Raw genomic sequence first — 15,217 nt, 5'->3', positions numbered from 1 at the left:
TCCTCATGGGCGGCCGCTGCGAATTGCTTGGGACGAACAGGAGCCAGCATGACCGCAATGAGTGCCCAGCCAACACCGAAGACCGTCCTCGTGACCGGTGCTACCGGCTACATCGGCGGGCGGCTGGTGCCCAGGCTGCTCGAGGCAGGCCACACCGTGAAGGTGCTGGTCCGCTCCCCCGAGAAAATCGCCGGGGTCCCGTGGCGGGACAACGTGGACGTCGTGCAAAGCAGCCTCGACGATGGCGATGCCCTCCGCGAAGCCCTGGCCGGCGTCGACGTCTTCTACTACCTGGTCCATTCCATGGCTGCCGGGGCCGGGTTCGAAGCGAAGGAAAAGGCCATGGCCAGGACCGCCGCGGACGCTGCCGCCGCCGCGGGAGTGCACAGGATCGTGTACCTGGGCGGCCTGCACCCGCAAGGGGTCGAGCTGTCCACCCACATGCGGTCCCGGGAGGCGGTGGGCAAGGTGTTCCTGGACAGCCCCGTGGACGCCGTGGTGTTCCAGGCAGGCGTGGTGATCGGTTCCGGCTCCGCGTCCTTCGAAATGATCCGCCATCTCTCCGAAACACTGCCGCTGATGCCGGCGCCCAGCTGGGTGCGCAACCGGATCGAAGCCATCGCCGTCCGCGACGTCCTGTACTACCTGGTGGCTGCCGCGTCCTTGGAGGGCACCATCAACAGGACGTTCGATATCGGCTGCCGGCAGGTGCTGACCTACGCCAGGATGATGCAGGAATACTCTGCGGAAGCAGGCCTGCCCTACCGGGTGGTGCTGGCGCTGCCCATCCCTGCGCCTAAGCTGGCAGGCATCTGGGTGGCGCTGACCACGCCCATCCCGTGGTCCATGGCGGTCCCGCTGGTCCAGTCGTTGCAGCATGACGCGGTGTCCAACGAGCACGACGTCGACGAGTACATCCCGCAGCCCGACGGCGGCCTGACCCCTTACCGGACAGCGGTGGCGCTGGCACTGGGCAAAGAGCGGGACGGCCAGGTGGAAACCACGTGGGCCAATGCCGGCGCCGACTCCGATCCGTTGCCCAGCGACCCCGACTGGGCCGGGCACAAGGTGTACATCGACGAGCGGACGTTCCACGGCGACGTGGATCCCGCCCATGTCTGGACCATCATCGAAGGCATCGGCGGACGCAACGGCTGGTATTCGCTGCCCCTGGCCTGGCAGGTCCGCGGCTGGCTGGACAAACTCACCGGCGGCGCAGGCCTGCTCCGCGGCCGCCGGCACCCGCACACGCTGGTGGCGGGGGAAGTAGTGGACTGGTGGCGGGTGGAGAAGATCGAACACGGCAGCCTCCTGCGGCTGCGGGCGGAGATGCGCGCGCCGGGACGGGCCTGGCTGGAACTGTCCGTTGAGCCCGACGGCGGTGGCAGCCGCTACCGGCAGCGCGCCATTTTCTTTCCCAAGGGCCTGAGCGGACGGCTCTACTGGCTCGCCGTCCTCCCCTTCCACAGCCTGATCTTCCCGGCCATGGCACGGAACATCACCACGGCCGCGCAGAAACTGGCCGATGCGGACCGCGCCCAGCTGACCCCGTAGGATGTTGGAGGCGTAAATCCTTTCCCGACGTCCCAGGAGGACCCATGGCGCTGAGCGCAACCACCACCCTTCCGCACTCCGTTGACAGCGTTGCCGCTGTGCTGGTGAACGAGGATTTCCAGCGCCACGTCAGCCAGCTGGTGGGCGGCACCCTGGAATCATTCACCGTGGACGGCGACATCGCAGGGGCCTTCAACGCCACCTCCGTACGCACCCTCCCCACCACCCGGCTGCCCGAAATCGCCCGCAAATTCGTGGGTGAGCACCTCAAGGTGACCCAGGTGGAGAACTGGGAAGCCCCCGCGGCGGACGGCTCCCGCCAGAGCAACATCTCGCTGAAGATTGCCGGCGCCCCGGTGGACGTCACCGCTGTCCAGCGCCTGGTGGCAGACGCCGGCGGAACCCGCGTTGAGCTGGAAGGCGCCGTGAAGTCTTCCGTACCCTTCCTCGGCGGAAAGATCGCCGACGCCGCCGAGCCCATGGTGGCCAAGGCACTGAACCTGCAGGCTGCCCAGGCGCAGGCCTGGCTGGAAAGCCACTAGCCCCATGCAGCTTCCCGTCTTCGCCGCGCTGGTCCTGATCATCGCCGGCGTCTGGTCCCTGGTAGTCTGGCCGCAGTTCCTTCGCCGGGTCATGAAGGATCCGCGCGCCAGGGATGCCGCCGGCAAGGCAACCAGGTTCCTGACCGTGCACGTGGTGCTGGTAAGCATCTCCATGGTGCTCGGACTGGCCACCGCCGTAATCGGCGTCCTCGGCCTGCTCGGCTAGGCTGCCGGACCACGCCAGGCGCCGTCTGCGCGAAACAGCCCAGGCCTTCCTCCTGCTGGAGGAAGGCCCGGGCTGTTTGCTGTCCGGCTCAGGCCGCCTGGTTGAGCGCGTCCTCGGCCGCCACCCAGGAAATCATGGCGCACTTCACCCGGGCTGCGTAGCGGGCCACTCCTTCGAACGCAGCGGCGTCCCCCAGCAGTTCGGGATCGGCGTGGACCTTGCCCCGGGAGCGCAGCACCTCCCGGAAGCTGTCGATGACTTCATGCAGCTCGGCCACTGTCATGCCTTCGGCGAGGTCGGTGAGGACGGATGCGGAGGCCATGGAGATGGAGCACCCGGCCCCGTCCCACGCAATCTGGGCCACCTTTCCCTCCTGGACGGCGAGCCGAAGGGTCACTTCGTCTCCGCACACCGGGTTGAGCTGGTGGGACTGCCCCGTGGACGTGCCTTCGGGCGCTTCCGTGGCGGCCAGCCCGCTGCCGTGGCGGGCCTTGGAATGATCCAGGATGATTTGCTGGTACAGCTGGTCAAGGCTCATGGTGTCACCTTTCGTCTTCTCCGCTAGGCGCGGAAGTAGGCCCGGACGCCCGCGACGGCTTCGAGGAAGCGGTCCACGTCGTCAGTGGTGTTGTAGAGGTAGGCGCTGGCGCGGGTGGTGGCTGTCAGGCCAAGCCTTCGGTGCAGCGGCTGGGCGCAGTGGTGCCCCACGCGGACGGCAATTCCCCGTGAGTCCAGGAACTGGCCGACGTCGTGGGCGTGGACACCTTCGACGTCGAACGCGGCAAGGCCGATCCGCTCCTGCCCGGCGGCCGGACCCAAGACCCTGATACCGGGAATGCCCTCCAGTCCCACCACCATGCGCTGGCCCAGCTCTGCCTCCCACCGGTGGATGCGGTCCAGCCCCGTCTCGGTGAGGTAGTTGGCGGCGGCGGCCAGGGCAACTGCCTGGGAGATGCGCTGCGTCCCGGCCTCGAAACGCTGCGGCGCCGGAAGGTACTCGGCCCGTTCCATGGTGACAGTGGTGATCATGGATCCGCCCGTCAGGAACGGCGGCAGGATGTCCAGGAGCTCCTGGCGCCCGTAGAGCACTCCGATCCCGGTGGGGGCAAGCATCTTGTGGCCGGAGAAGACCGCGAAATCCACGTCCAGCTCCTTGACATCCAAGGGCAGGTGCGGCGCGGACTGGCAGGCATCCAGGACAACCAAGGCGCCCACGGCATGTCCCAGGGCCGTCAGTTCCCGTACGGGGTTGATGATTCCCAGGACGTTCGACGCGTGGGTGAAAGCCAGGACTTTGGTGCGCGGGCCGATGATGCTTTCCGCCTGCTCCATGCGGAGGCTGCCGTCATCCCCAATGGGGATGTAGCGGAGCGTGGCCCCCGTGCGGAATGCCAGCTCCTGCCACGGAATCAGGTTGGCGTGGTGCTCCATTTCCGTCACCACGATTTCGTCTCCGGGCTTCAGGGCCAGCCCCCTGAGGGCTTGGTCGCCGCGCCCCTGGGCAGCCCACAGCCCGGCATTGGAGAGCGCATAGGACAGGAGGTTCAGTCCTTCTGTGGCGTTGGACGTCCAGATGGTTTCGGCGTAGTCGGCACCAATGAAGTCGGCAATGGTCTGCCGGGCGTCTTCGAAGACCTCCGTGGCCTCCACCGCAAGATGGTGGGCCCCGCGGTGCACCGCAGCATTGCGCTGCTCGTAGAACTCCTGCTCCGCTTCGATGACGCTCAAGGGATTCTGCGACGTGGCCCCGGAGTCGAGGTAGACCAGCGGCTGCCCGTTGACCAGCTGGTTAAGGACCGGGAAGTCATTGCGGATGCGCAGCACCTCGGCGTTGTCCATGACAGGGACGGCATGTTCCAGTGTGGCTGGCGTTGATACTACGGCCAAAACGAACTCCTTGGGCTGCCAATGTCTGACACCCAATTGTCCCACACACGGCTGTGGCGGCCGCCCGGGAGGGGCAGCCGCCACCGCTGCCCCGGGCTTCAGCCGAGGGAGCAGAGGGCCGGCGACGGCTGGGGGGAGAGTCTCGGTCTCAGAAGACTCTGACGTCGCCGGCCCCGTCTATGCCCGGCCCCGTGGGGACCGGAAGTTGAGAGGGCCTCAATGTCCTGTTCGGCCTGCTCCGCGGCTTCCAGCCGGCCGCTTTGCTTTGCCTCCTTAAGTAAAGCCTGCGGCGGCCTCCCGTACACGAGTAGGAAGTACTCGAATCCCCCGGGGAGAACTACCGGGGCGCGGCCCTCCTACGCGGCCGGCGACCCGTGGGCAGCGGGAACCTGCGTCCGGCGGGCAGCGGCTACCCGCACGAGGGCGCACAGGACCTGGGAACGGACAGCTATGCGGAAAACAGCGCGCGCGGCGGCCGGGACCTACTTGGGGAGGGCGGACTCCAGCTCATCGCGGCTTCGGACCCCAAGCTTGACGTAGGTGCGGTACAGGTGGCCCTCCACCGTCCGTACGGAGACCATCAGCCGCTGCGCAATCTCCCGGTCGGTCAGCCCCTGCACTGCCAGCTCCACGATGTCCTGTTCCCGCCGGGTGAGGCGGACGGCCGGCGCCGCTGCAATGAAGCGGCCTTCCCGGAACCGTTCCCCGAGTTCGTGGTCGCACTTCTCGCGCTGGGCAACGGCTTGCCGGGACCGGCGGCGTTCGCCGGCCTGTTCCAGTACCGTGCAGGCGCGGGCATACGCTTCCCGGGCCAGGTTGACAAAGCCTGCCTCCTCCAGCGAGCCAGCCGTTGCCATGAGGGTATCGCCGTCGGCGTTTTCCCAAGCGGTGGCCAGGGTCAGCAGGGCTTCCGCCCAGCGGCCTTCCACCCCGCGGGCGGCCGTCTGCACCATGGGGACAACCGAGGGGTCACCGAGGTCCCAGCACATGGCGAAGACTTCAAGGAGGTTTCCGGTCCGGGCGGACGCCTCCGTGGTGGTCATCAGCGTCTGTAAGGCGGCCAGGCCCTTGCCGTCCCGGGCAAGGTATTCGGCAGCCGCGGACACGTAGGCTTCAGCAAGGAGATCATGCGCGGGCCAGCCGGCACCGGCATCTTTGTGATCCTGTTCCAGGCGCTTTGCCTGTTCCGAGTCCCCCAGCCTGGCGGCAGCGTAGAAGCCCAGTGCGGTGCCGAACCGGTACAGCTGCAGCGGGTCATTGAGCCTCAGCGCCTCGACGGCGGGCAGCAGCACCTGGTAGGCGCGCTCCATTCTCCCCTGCCGCAGCAGCGAGTAGCCCTGGAGCAGCTCAAGGCTTCCGTTGAAGGTGGCGGCCCCGGGTGCATTTCCGGCGGCGTAGTGGTTGAGTTCCCGCTCAGCCGACTCCCATTCACCCATGGCCAGGTAGTCGGAGACCAGCCGCCCCAGCACGAACTCCGGGAAGAAAAAAAGGCTGCCCTGCAACGGGGGAAGCTCCGAGGCTGCCAGCAGGGCAGCCTCCAGGCCCTGTACGGGGCGTCCGGCGGAAGCCAGGGCATGGGCCAGCAGCCCCTCGGCCATGGCACGGAGGGGTTCGCCGCCGGAGCCTGCGCGGCGCTTCCGCATGGCGTCCACGTAGTCGTTCAACGCCTGGACGTTGACCTCGGCAGCCAGCTGCAGCAGGTGCAGGAGTTCTTCCTGCCAGCTCTTTTCGCCGCCGGAAGGTGCGGCGTGCTTTTCGACGTCCTCCGCCACCACGCCAAGGGGGTGGCCGAGGGCCTGGTGTGCCGAAACCCGGAGCAGCAGAACCGCCGGACCCTCGGTGTCCCCCGCCAGCGGGAGCCAGCAGGCGTCCAGGAGGGCCGCGGCCTCCGAATAGGAGCCTTCGTTGTACAGTGCCCGCGCCTGGATGGCCTGGGCCATCGGAACCAGCGGAGGATGGTGGATGCGTGCCGCGATGGAACGCGCACTGTGGTTGCGGAACCTCAGCAGGGCCTCTTTGGCTGCCGACAGCAGCTCGTCGTCACTGACCCGGAGTCCGCACTCCAGGGCCCACTCCACGGATCGCAGCCGGCCCTCCCCCTGCAGCAGGGTGGGGTCCTGGTGGGCCTTGACCTTCTCCAGCAGCTGGAGGCTGCGGGAGACGGAGACAGTATTCCTGATGGCGCCGGCAAAGAGCCCGTTCCAGATGGCAAGCTCGGCCGGGATGCCGGGCGCTTCAACGATCATTTGCTGGTCCAGCAGTGAACGGACCACCGCAGCCCCGCTGATGTCTTCGATGACTTTCCTGCCCACCGGCCCTGCGAGGGCGATGAGCTTCAGGGCTTCCTGTTCCTCGGGCCCGCGCCGGAGGTGGTCCTTGGCCACCACCGCTGCGAGGCGTGGCCCGTCCGCGGGCAGGGAGCCCAGCAGCATCCAGATTCCGTTGCGTTTAGCGAGGACGCCGGCCTCAGCAGAGTCATGGAGCAGGGCATCGAGTATCCGGGGGTTGCCTCCCGACGCATTCCAAATGGCGTCCACAGTCGCTCCAGGGACTGTCCCGTCAAGGGCGTGGGCCAGGACCTCTTCAATCTGTTCGCGGTTGAGGGGACGGAGGTCCACGCGCTCGGCAAGACCGTCGAACCACAGCTGGTCCAACGGCTGCGGCAGGCCGGGCCGGGGACGGGCGGCCGCCACCACGGTGGCCCAGCCGGCCGAGATCACCTCGGCCAGCACGCCTGCCGATGCGTCGTCCAGGTGGTGGGCATCGTCCACGGCAAGCAGGACAGGAGCTCCGTTGCCGCCCTTCAGCTTCTCGAAGTATGACCACATGGAACGGAGCACCGCGACGGGTGAGACGGACTCCTCCGCCGTGAGCTCCCCCGTATAGGGAGTCAGGACCCCGAACGGCACCCCTGCCAGGGCCGAGCTGGCGTGGATGCGCAGGATACTCATGCTCCCGGCGAGGCGCTCCGTCACGGCGTCAGTCACTGCCGACTTTCCAATGCCCGCGCCGGCCATGATGAAGACGGCCTGGTGGGTGCCGTTCCGCACCATGTTGCAGATCCGGTCCACCGGCTCCCGGCGGCCGGTCAGGAGCCGGTGCGCAGCCGGCGGCTTGTGGCCATTAGACGAGTCCAGTCAGATCACCCCTTGAAGTCACGCCCAGCTTAGTGAAGACCTGGTACAGATGGCCTTCAACGGTGCGGACTGACACACCCATTTCCATGGCGATGTCACGGTTTGAGGCGCCGCGGCCGGCCATGCGGGCAATTTGCCGTTCCCGGCTGGTCAGCAGCGGGCTCCCGCTGCTGGGCACGATCGGCAGGTTGGAGACTGTGGCGGCCAGGATGTCCAGCCGTGCCTGCGCCGTCCGTGCAGAGAGGGCGTCCCCCTCCTGGCGGGCGAAATCCACCGCAAGTGCCATGCATCGGGCTTCCACGGCGTCGAGTTCGAGCGTGGCCGCGAGTTCGCCGCCAGCGAGCAGGGCCTTGGCATCCTTTGTCCTGCTTCCGACGGCGATCAGCCGTGACACTTCCGCCAGCGGGCCCTGCCGGTGACCGGCGATGTCCTCCAGAAGACGGAAGTCGGTATCGCTGCCGTTCACGGTTGCTGCCAGCAGGTAGAGGCCGGCGATGGTGTGCCTGCCCGCCTCCAGGTTACGGCGGGCACCCTGCTTGAGGCCGGCCACCGCTTCCGAGTCTCCCAGCCACCGGCCGGCGACCAGCGCACAGAACTCGATGATGCTCTCCGTGGCAAATCCTGCCTTGCCGGAAGTCCGTTGCAGCTTGGTGAGGTACTTGCGGGCGAACGCAGCGTTGCCGGTCTGCGCATAAGCCAGCGCCGTGGCCGCGTACGCGGTTCGCAGCGCCGCCTGGACCGGTTGCAGCTCCAGCTGGGCTGCAGCGGAGATCAGGGGCTCCAGGGCGGCTTCGCCGCGGCCGGAAAAAGCAAAGGCCACCCCGGCAGCGAGCTCGGTGGCGGCGCTGCGGTACGGCAGCCGGTGGGGCTGGCCGGCGCTGAAGGGCGTGAGGAGATCGATGCAGCGCCGCCACTGCCCCGCCACCAGCAGGACGAAGTAGGCCTCCCTGATGTAGCGCTCACGGAGGCCGACGATGTGCGAGGCGTCGGTGAGCTGGCCGCCAAGCTGCCGCATAAGGCCCAGTGCGTCCATCTCGCGACCGGTCAGCGCGAGGGCGCCCATCAGGGTGATCGAGGACTGGAGCCGGAACTCGGTGTCCGGGTTGACGGCGGGATCGGCCGCACGTTCGAGCGCGGGGATCATGGCAGCGTACTCACCGGCATGGGCCTGGTATTCGAATTCACTCAAGGAGATGCGGTTCGCCGCCACTGCTGCCGGCGCGGGCCAGGAAGACCCCTGGGCCGTCCGGTCCAGCCGTTCCCGGGCGGAGGCGAGCAATTCCGGGACCTTGGCCGCCTGCTCCGGAAGGGAGCGCATGACCCGCGCTTTGGCGGCAACTACCTGGGCATATTCCTCAAAGTCCAGGGCCTCAAGTTCTGGCTGGGAAATATCCTCCAGGGCGGAGAGGGCCTGGACCGGCAGGTCCAACTGAAGATACGCCGCGGCCTTTTGCCGCTGCGCGGACGCCCACCCGGCGTCGGTCCTCTGCACCATATCCGCGTAGGTCAAAGCAAAACGGGGATCGAAGAGCTGGACCGCGGCCTGGGCCGCCGCCAGCGCCAGCGCCGGAGCCAGCTCGGCCTCGCACTCGTGGGTCCAGGCGGCAAAGGACATCAGTTCCTCCACCGTCATGGCTGCCGGATCCGGCTCCCGGCCGCCCAGCAAAACGTTGCGAAGCTCCCGCCGCCGGGAAATGCTCAGCCAGGTCCTCACGACGTCCCCGATGTATTTCTCCCGCAGCGACACCCAGCGGTGCTCGGAGTCATCAATCTCCAGCAGGCCGCCGTCTTCCATGTCAGCGACCACGTCCGCGCCGTAAATGGCGGTGAGGCTGGAGAGCTCCACCCGCCGGGCGCAGGAGAGCATCTCGATGACCTCGCGGGTTCCGGGTGTTTCCCGCGACCACCGGGAACGGACGATGTCATCAAGGCTGGCAGCGCCGTCGAGAACCACCTTGTCCCGCAGCGTCCAGACGGAATCAGACAGGACAAGGTTTCCGGAGAGCTGCTGTTCGGTGACCAGGGCTTTGAGCAGCAAGGGATTTCCACCCACCATCTGGTGGTAGGTGCTGACCAGTGAGGAAGCGACGCGGTGGCCCAGCAGGGACAGCAGGACCTGCCTGGTCTGCAGCTCGTTGAGGTTGCTGAGCCGTACTTCGGTCAGCTTCCGTTCCGTGAGCAGCCAGTGGAAATCCGCCGGCAAGTCACTGGAATTGGGGGCAACTGCAACAATTTTCGCCGTACCGGTCAGCAGGACGTTCAGCAGCACGCCGGCGCTCATGTCGTCGATGCTGGTGGAGGTGTCCAGCGTGATGACGCAGGGCCTTCCGGCGGCGTCGCTGCGGATAAGCGAGGTGATGCCGCGCAGGATGGCGGTGGGCGACCCCATGTAGGCCTGCGGCAGCCGGGCCAGCAGGAACGACAGGCAGCCGTACGGGGTGGTGGAGCCCGAAGGCCCGCTCCGGAGCTGCAATGACCAGACGTCCGGACCGAGGTCCGCAACTGCTGCGCGGGCCAAGGAGGACTTACCCACTCCCCTGGCACCGGTGATCACAACACCCAGGGAGTTTTCGCTGGTCAGGGCGGTGCGGACGGCGTCGAGGTTGGCGCTTCGTGCAGGCATGGACCATTGCTGGCCCTCCGGGGCCCCGGAGGTCGGCGTGGGCAGCCCGTCACCTTGCGGCGTTGACCCACGTCCCCAGCTGAGTGGCTCGATCGACATGAACTTTTCCCCTACATCCTGCAATAGCGGGATGTAGCCCCATTGCTCCCCCGCATAGGAAGAAGAGTACCCTGTGCCACAGACACGGAAACAGGGCCGGAGGGAACTTTTACGTTTCTGTCTGTGGTGAGGCCGCTTTGGCAGGGTGGAATTTCTGCTGGGCGGCAGTGAGCCCGTCACGGAGGAGGGACTCTACGGCATCGGCTGCGTCGTCCAGCAGGAAGGGCAGTTCCTTGAGCTCCGCGGTGCCAAAGTCTCGCAATACGTAGTCGGCGGTGTCCATCCTGCCGGGCGGACGGCCCACCCCTACACGGACCCGCAGGTAGTCCTTGGTGCCGAGCGCCTTGGAGATGTCCCGCAAACCGTTGTGGCCGCCTTCCCCGCCGCCGAGCTTGAGTTTGACCGTGTTGAACGGGATGTCGATCTCGTCGTGTACCGCGACCACATGGTCTGCGGCGATGCCATAGAAGTTGGCGAGGGCGGAGACCGGCCCACCGGAAACGTTCATGTAGCTCATCGGCTTCGCCAGGACCACCCTGGGCCCACCAATGCCCAGCCGGCCTTCAAGGACCTGGGCCCGGGCCTTATGGGTCTTGAAGCCGGCCCCGATGCGGCCCGCAATTTCATCGAGCACCATCTGGCCTACGTTGTGCCTGTTGCCTTGGTACTGCGCGCCGGGGTTGCCGAGGCCGACGATCAGCCAGGTGTCTGTCATGGGTTCAATCCTAGGGGGACGGCGTGGACAGGATGGCAGCGCATAGAAGGACGCGGCCTGCGGACATGGCAGTGGCCGGACCCCTGGAGGTCCGGCCACTGCGGGAAACGGCGGAGTGGTTACTCGGCTGCTTCTTCTTCGGCTGCGGGAGCTTCCTCTGCTGCGCCTTCTGCGGCAGCTTCGGTTTCTTCGCCTTCCTCGGCGATTTCGACGGCCTCGGAAATGTTCACCACGAGTGCCTCGGCGTCGGTCAGGAGGACGGTGCCCTTGGGCAGGACCAGGTCGGAGGCGTGGATGTGCTCGCCGGCGGCGCGGCCTTCGATGCTGACCTCGATGGCGGTGGGCAGGTGGGTGGCCTCGGCCTCGAGGGAGACGACCGTCAGTTCCAGGTTGTGGACGGTGCCGGGGGCCGATTCGCCTTCAACGTGGACCGGAACGTCAACCGTGACCTTCTCGCCCTGGCGGACGGTCAGGAGGTCGATGTGCTCGATGATCTGCTTTACGGGATCGCGCTGGACGTCCTTGACCAGGGCCAGGTGGCCTTCGCCGTTGATGTCCAGGGACAGCAGGGCGTTGGGGGTGCGGACGGCCAGGGTGGTGGCCTTCGCAGGCAGGGTCACGTGGATGGGGTCTGCGCCGTGGCCGTAGATGACGGCGGGGATCAGGTTGGCCATCCGGGCGCGGCGGGCGTAGCCCTTGCCGAATTCGGTGCGCAGTTCTGCTGCGAGCTTCTGCTCAGACATGGAAATCTCCTTGAAGACTAAACGGGGTTCAGCAAGGGCGGAGGTCTGGTGTGACCTTCAACGCCGGGCGGCCGGAAGGCGGCCCTTCAAGAAGGCAGTCCCCGTAGGAGGGACGCAGACCCAGTCGATAACGGAGGTTATGCCCTCCCTCGCCAAGGTATCGCCTAAAAGCCTACCAGTGCGGGGACCATTTCCTTTAATCCGCACCGCCCCCTGAGCTCGCAAGCTCAGGGGGCGGTGTGGGCCGAAACCCCGCCGGCTCCTGCCGGCGGGGTTTCGTGAAGTACTGTCCTAGGCCTTGCCGTCGAAGAGGCTGGTGACCGAACCGTCGTCGAACACCTCGCGGATGGCCCTGGCGATCAGTGGCGCGATCGAAAGGACCGTCAGCTGCGGGAAGCGCTGGGACGAACCGAGCGGGAGCGTGTTGGTGACCACCACTTCGCGCGCGCCGGACTCCGAGAGGCGGCGGGCGGCGGGGTCGGAGAAGACGGCGTGGGTGGCCGCGATGATGACATCCTTGGCGCCGGCGTTCTTCAGGACGGTGACGGCGCCGGAGATGGTTCCGCCGGTATCGATCATGTCGTCGATCAGGACGCAGGTGCGCCCCTCGATCTGGCCCACGACGGTCTTGGAGACGGCCTGGTTGGGGACGGTGAGGTCGCGGCTCTTGTGGACGAAGGCAAGGGGTGCCCCGCCCAGGCGTTCGGCCCACTGTTCGGCAACGCGGACGCGGCCGGTGTCCGGGGACACAACTGTGATGTTGTCCGAGCCCACGCGGGTCCGGATGTAGTCGGCCAGCAGCGGAATGGCCATCAGGTGGTCAACCGGGCCGTCGAAGAAGCCCTGGATCTGGGAGGTGTGCAGGTCCACGCTCATGATGCGGTCGGCGCCGGCGGTCTTGTAGAGATCCGCCACCAGCCGGGCGGAGATGGGTTCGCGGCCGCGGCCCTTCTTGTCCTGGCGGGCATACGGATAGAACGGCGAAACCACGGTGATCCGCTTGGCGGAGGCCCGCTTCAGCGAATCGATCATGATCAGCTGTTCCATCAGGTGGTTGTTCAGCGGGGCGGGGTGCGCCTGGATCACGAAGGCGTCGGTGCCGCGGACACTCTCGCCGGCGCGGACGTAGATCTCGCCGTTCGCGAAGTCGTAGGCATCCAGCGGGAGGAGTTCGGTGCCAAGCTCCTTGGCGATTTCCCGGGCCAGCTCCGGATGGGCCCGCCCGGAGGCAAGCACCAGCTTCTTCTCGCCGTGCGCCGTAATTTCGCTCATTGTTACTTGCCCTCTTCTGTAGATGCCGGGGTACTTGAGGAGTCGTTGGTGGCCGCCTGGGCCAGTTCGGCGGAGCGGGTTCCGGGGCGGTGCGCCGGAACCCAGCCTTCGGTGTTGCGCTGCGCGGCGATGCTCAACGCCAGGGCACCGGCCGGTACGTCTTTGCGGATCACCGCGCCGGCGCCGCTGTAGGCGCCGTCCCCCACGGTGACCGGGGCAACAAAGACCGTGTTGGAGCCTGTCCGGACACCCGAGCCGATCACCGTGCGGTGCTTCTTCTCGCCGTCGTAATTGGCCGTGATGTTGCCACAGCCGATGTTGGTGTCCTCGCCGATTTCGGCGTCCCCGGCATACCCCAGGTGGGACAGCTTGGAGCCACGGCCGATGGTGACGTTCTTGGTTTCGTAAAAGGCGCCGATCTTTCCCTTTTCGCCCAGGACGGTGCCGGGGCGAAGGTAGGTGAAGGGGCCGACGGCGGCGCGCGGGCCGATCACCGAGCCGGAGCCATGGGTGCGGACCACCGTGGCGCCCTCGCCGACCTCGACATCAGTCAGGGTGGTGTCGGGGCCCACGACGGCGTCCCTGGCCACCGTGGTGGTGCCGTGCAGCTGGGTGTTGGGCAGGAGCCGGACGTCCTCGTCCAGGGTGACGGAGGAATCGATCCAGGTGGTGGAGGGGTCCACGACAGTGACGCCGGCACGCATCCAGGCTTCCACCGTGCGGCGGTTCAGCTCGGCGCCGAGGGCGGCGAGCTGAACGCGGTCATTGGCGCCCTCCACCTGCCAGCGGTCAGCGGTGACGACGGCGGCAACGCGGCCGCCTGCCTCGCGTGCGAGTCCCAGCACGTCAGTGAGGTATTTCTCCCCCTGGGCGTTGTCGGTGGTCACCTTGGCCAGCGCCTCGCGGAGCACGGCGGCGTCGAAGGCGTAGATCCCGGAATTGACTTCCCGGATCAGCTTTTCGGCCTCAGAGGCGTCCTTGTGTTCGCGGATGCCGGTGACGGAGCCGTCCTCACCGCGAAGGATGCGGCCGTAGCCGGCGGCGTCGTCCAGGACCGCCGTGAGGACCGTGACGGCGTTGCCTTCGCGTTCGTGGGTGGCAACGAGTTCCTTCAGCAGGTCGCCGGACAGCAGGGGCACGTCACCGTAGGTGACCACCACGGTTCCAGCCAGGTCCTCATCCGCGTGCAGGGCATGCAGGGCGGCTTCCACGGCGCGGCCGGTGCCGGGCACGTCGTCCTGGTCTACAATGACGGCGTCGGGGTCGAGGGCCGATACGTGGCCGGCCACCAGGTCGCGTTCGTGGCGCACCACAATCGCAAGCCTTTGCGGGGCGATGCCGCGGGCCGCACGGAGGGCGTGGCCCACCATGGAGAGGCCGCCGATCTCATGCAGGATCTTGGGGGTACGCGACTTCATCCGGGTACCGGCGCCTGCTGCCAGAACGATTACAGCGGCCGGGCCGGCATTCTCGGGGATCACGTACGGGCTCTCCTTGCTTGATTGTGCTGGCGCTTGACGGCGTCCGGCGGGCCAGGCCGCCGGGCACCGGGTGCCATCCTCATGATCGCGCCCCGCGCAGCAGTTCCGCCCATAGGATTCGAACCTATACTCCACGGCTCCAAAGGCCGGGGTGCTGCCGTTACACCAGAGCGGACCGTGCCGGAGGACTCAAGGCCCGGGGCACAAGTCCCTATTTTGCCACGTGTTCAGGGCCCCGCGCGACACGGGGCGCTCCGCTCCCGCCCGCCCCGCTGAATACCGCCGCCGGCGGTGGGGCATGATGGGAAGGTGAGCAACAACCTTCCGCGGATGCGGATGACTGGCCTGCAGCGCCGGAGCCAGCTGATCGACGTCGGCCGCGGCCTTTTCGCCGTCCGCGGGCTGGACGGGACCACCATCGAGGAGATTGCAGCCTGCGCGGGAGTGTCCAAACCGGTCATCTATGAACACTTCGGTTCCAAAGAAGGCCTCTACACCGAAGTAGTGGACTGCGAATTCCACATCCTGCTGGACGCGGTCAACGGTGCCCTCACCGAGGAAGCCAAGCCCCGCGTCCTCGTGGAACGCGCCGCCCTGGCCCTGCTTACCTACATCGAGGAACGCACGGAGGGCTTCCGTATCCTGATGCGCGACGCTCCGCCCTCACAGCCCGAGGGCGCCTTCTCCACCCTGCTGTCCCACGTCACCGCCCGGGTGGAACACATCCTTTCCGACGAATTCTCCCGCCGCGGCCTCAGCGGCGAAGACGGCGCCATGTACGCCCAGATGCTCGTGGGCATGGTGGCGATGACGGGGCAATGGTGGCAGGACAGCCGCCAGCCCGACAAGCAGACCGTTGCCGCGCACCTGGTCAACCTCGCCTGGAACGGCCTGACCGGCCTCAAGAAGGACCCTGAGCTGCAGTCTGAACCCTAAGC

Annotated in this window: 12 protein-coding genes and 1 tRNA gene; 4 read left to right on the top strand and 9 right to left on the bottom strand. The window is 67.2% G+C overall.

Annotation, left to right across the window (positions count from 1 at the left end; all coding sequences use genetic code 11):
• Positions 1–48: 48 nt before the first annotated feature.
• The 3 genes from AB0280_RS15350 to AB0280_RS15340 are packed head-to-tail and all read left to right on the top strand — an operon-like array spanning position 49 to position 2,322.
• Entirely contained in the window at positions 49–1,554 is a 1,506-nt protein-coding gene (locus tag AB0280_RS15350) for an SDR family oxidoreductase (protein ID WP_224025482.1), read from the top strand.
• A 44-nt stretch (positions 1,555–1,598) separates the two neighbouring features.
• Positions 1,599–2,096 (top strand): DUF2505 domain-containing protein, encoded by a 498-nt coding sequence (locus tag AB0280_RS15345; protein ID WP_159632486.1) that lies wholly within the window; start codon positions 1,599–1,601, stop codon positions 2,094–2,096.
• A gap of 4 nt (positions 2,097–2,100) precedes the next feature.
• Complete coding sequence (locus AB0280_RS15340) at positions 2,101–2,322, top strand: SCO4848 family membrane protein (protein WP_159632487.1); 222 nt, start codon at positions 2,101–2,103, stop codon at positions 2,320–2,322.
• An 88-nt stretch (positions 2,323–2,410) separates the two neighbouring features.
• On the opposite strand, the gene sufU is transcribed toward AB0280_RS15340, so the two are convergent.
• From sufU to AB0280_RS15295, 9 genes are all read right to left on the bottom strand, one after another.
• Positions 2,411–2,860 (bottom strand): Fe-S cluster assembly sulfur transfer protein SufU, encoded by a 450-nt coding sequence (gene sufU / locus AB0280_RS15335; protein ID WP_159632488.1) that lies wholly within the window; start codon positions 2,858–2,860, stop codon positions 2,411–2,413.
• Positions 2,861–2,883: 23 nt separating this feature from the next.
• Positions 2,884–4,209, bottom strand: coding sequence for a SufS family cysteine desulfurase (locus AB0280_RS15330; protein WP_224025481.1), 1,326 nt, complete (start codon positions 4,207–4,209; stop codon positions 2,884–2,886).
• A gap of 482 nt (positions 4,210–4,691) precedes the next feature.
• A complete protein-coding gene (locus AB0280_RS15325) occupies positions 4,692–7,262 on the bottom strand; it encodes a LuxR family transcriptional regulator (RefSeq protein WP_307488535.1) in 2,571 nt (856 codons plus the stop codon).
• 70 nt (positions 7,263–7,332) lie between these two features.
• Positions 7,333–9,969 carry a helix-turn-helix transcriptional regulator gene (locus AB0280_RS15320; protein ID WP_224025479.1) on the bottom strand — a complete coding sequence of 879 codons (2,637 nt, stop codon included), beginning with the start codon at positions 9,967–9,969 and terminating at the stop codon, positions 7,333–7,335.
• Between the two features lie 208 nt (positions 9,970–10,177).
• A complete protein-coding gene (pth, locus tag AB0280_RS15315) occupies positions 10,178–10,783 on the bottom strand; it encodes an aminoacyl-tRNA hydrolase (RefSeq protein ID WP_224025478.1) in 606 nt (201 codons plus the stop codon).
• 119 nt (positions 10,784–10,902) lie between these two features.
• Positions 10,903–11,526 carry a 50S ribosomal protein L25/general stress protein Ctc gene (locus AB0280_RS15310; RefSeq protein WP_159632493.1) on the bottom strand — a complete coding sequence of 208 codons (624 nt, stop codon included), beginning with the start codon at positions 11,524–11,526 and terminating at the stop codon, positions 10,903–10,905.
• 291 nt (positions 11,527–11,817) lie between these two features.
• A complete protein-coding gene (locus AB0280_RS15305; protein ID WP_159632494.1) occupies positions 11,818–12,798 on the bottom strand; it encodes a ribose-phosphate diphosphokinase in 981 nt (326 codons plus the stop codon).
• 2 nt (positions 12,799–12,800) lie between these two features.
• The gene (gene glmU / locus AB0280_RS15300; RefSeq protein ID WP_307488536.1) at positions 12,801–14,279 is read right to left on the bottom strand and encodes a bifunctional UDP-N-acetylglucosamine diphosphorylase/glucosamine-1-phosphate N-acetyltransferase GlmU; all 1,479 of its coding nucleotides are present in this window, start codon (positions 14,277–14,279) and stop codon (positions 12,801–12,803) included.
• 103 nt (positions 14,280–14,382) lie between these two features.
• A tRNA-Gln gene (locus tag AB0280_RS15295) sits at positions 14,383–14,454 on the bottom strand.
• A gap of 134 nt (positions 14,455–14,588) precedes the next feature.
• On the opposite strand from AB0280_RS15295, the gene AB0280_RS15290 reads away from it, so the two are divergent.
• Positions 14,589–15,215 (top strand): TetR/AcrR family transcriptional regulator, encoded by a 627-nt coding sequence (locus AB0280_RS15290; RefSeq protein WP_307488537.1) that lies wholly within the window; start codon positions 14,589–14,591, stop codon positions 15,213–15,215.
• Positions 15,216–15,217 lie beyond the last annotated feature (2 nt).

Origin of the sequence: Pseudarthrobacter sp. 902506025 (assembly GCF_040702325.1) — a bacterium.
Lineage (GTDB): Bacteria > Actinomycetota > Actinomycetes > Actinomycetales > Micrococcaceae > Arthrobacter.
This window is presented reverse-complemented; position numbering and strand designations above follow the sequence as displayed.

Coding starts and splice junctions, on each gene's coding strand:
- AB0280_RS15350 (WP_224025482.1), top strand. CDS start 49: ATGACCGCAATGAGTGCCCAGCCAACACCGAAGACCGTCCTCGTGACC.
- AB0280_RS15320 (WP_224025479.1), bottom strand. CDS start 9,969: ATGCCTGCACGAAGCGCCAACCTCGACGCCGTCCGCACCGCCCTGACC.
- AB0280_RS15345 (WP_159632486.1), top strand. CDS start 1,599: ATGGCGCTGAGCGCAACCACCACCCTTCCGCACTCCGTTGACAGCGTT.
- pth (WP_224025478.1), bottom strand. CDS start 10,783: ATGACAGACACCTGGCTGATCGTCGGCCTCGGCAACCCCGGCGCGCAG.
- AB0280_RS15325 (WP_307488535.1), bottom strand. CDS start 7,262: ATGGTGCGGAACGGCACCCACCAGGCCGTCTTCATCATGGCCGGCGCG.
- AB0280_RS15340 (WP_159632487.1), top strand. CDS start 2,101: ATGCAGCTTCCCGTCTTCGCCGCGCTGGTCCTGATCATCGCCGGCGTC.
- AB0280_RS15305 (WP_159632494.1), bottom strand. CDS start 12,798: ATGAGCGAAATTACGGCGCACGGCGAGAAGAAGCTGGTGCTTGCCTCC.
- sufU (WP_159632488.1), bottom strand. CDS start 2,860: ATGAGCCTTGACCAGCTGTACCAGCAAATCATCCTGGATCATTCCAAG.
- AB0280_RS15310 (WP_159632493.1), bottom strand. CDS start 11,526: ATGTCTGAGCAGAAGCTCGCAGCAGAACTGCGCACCGAATTCGGCAAG.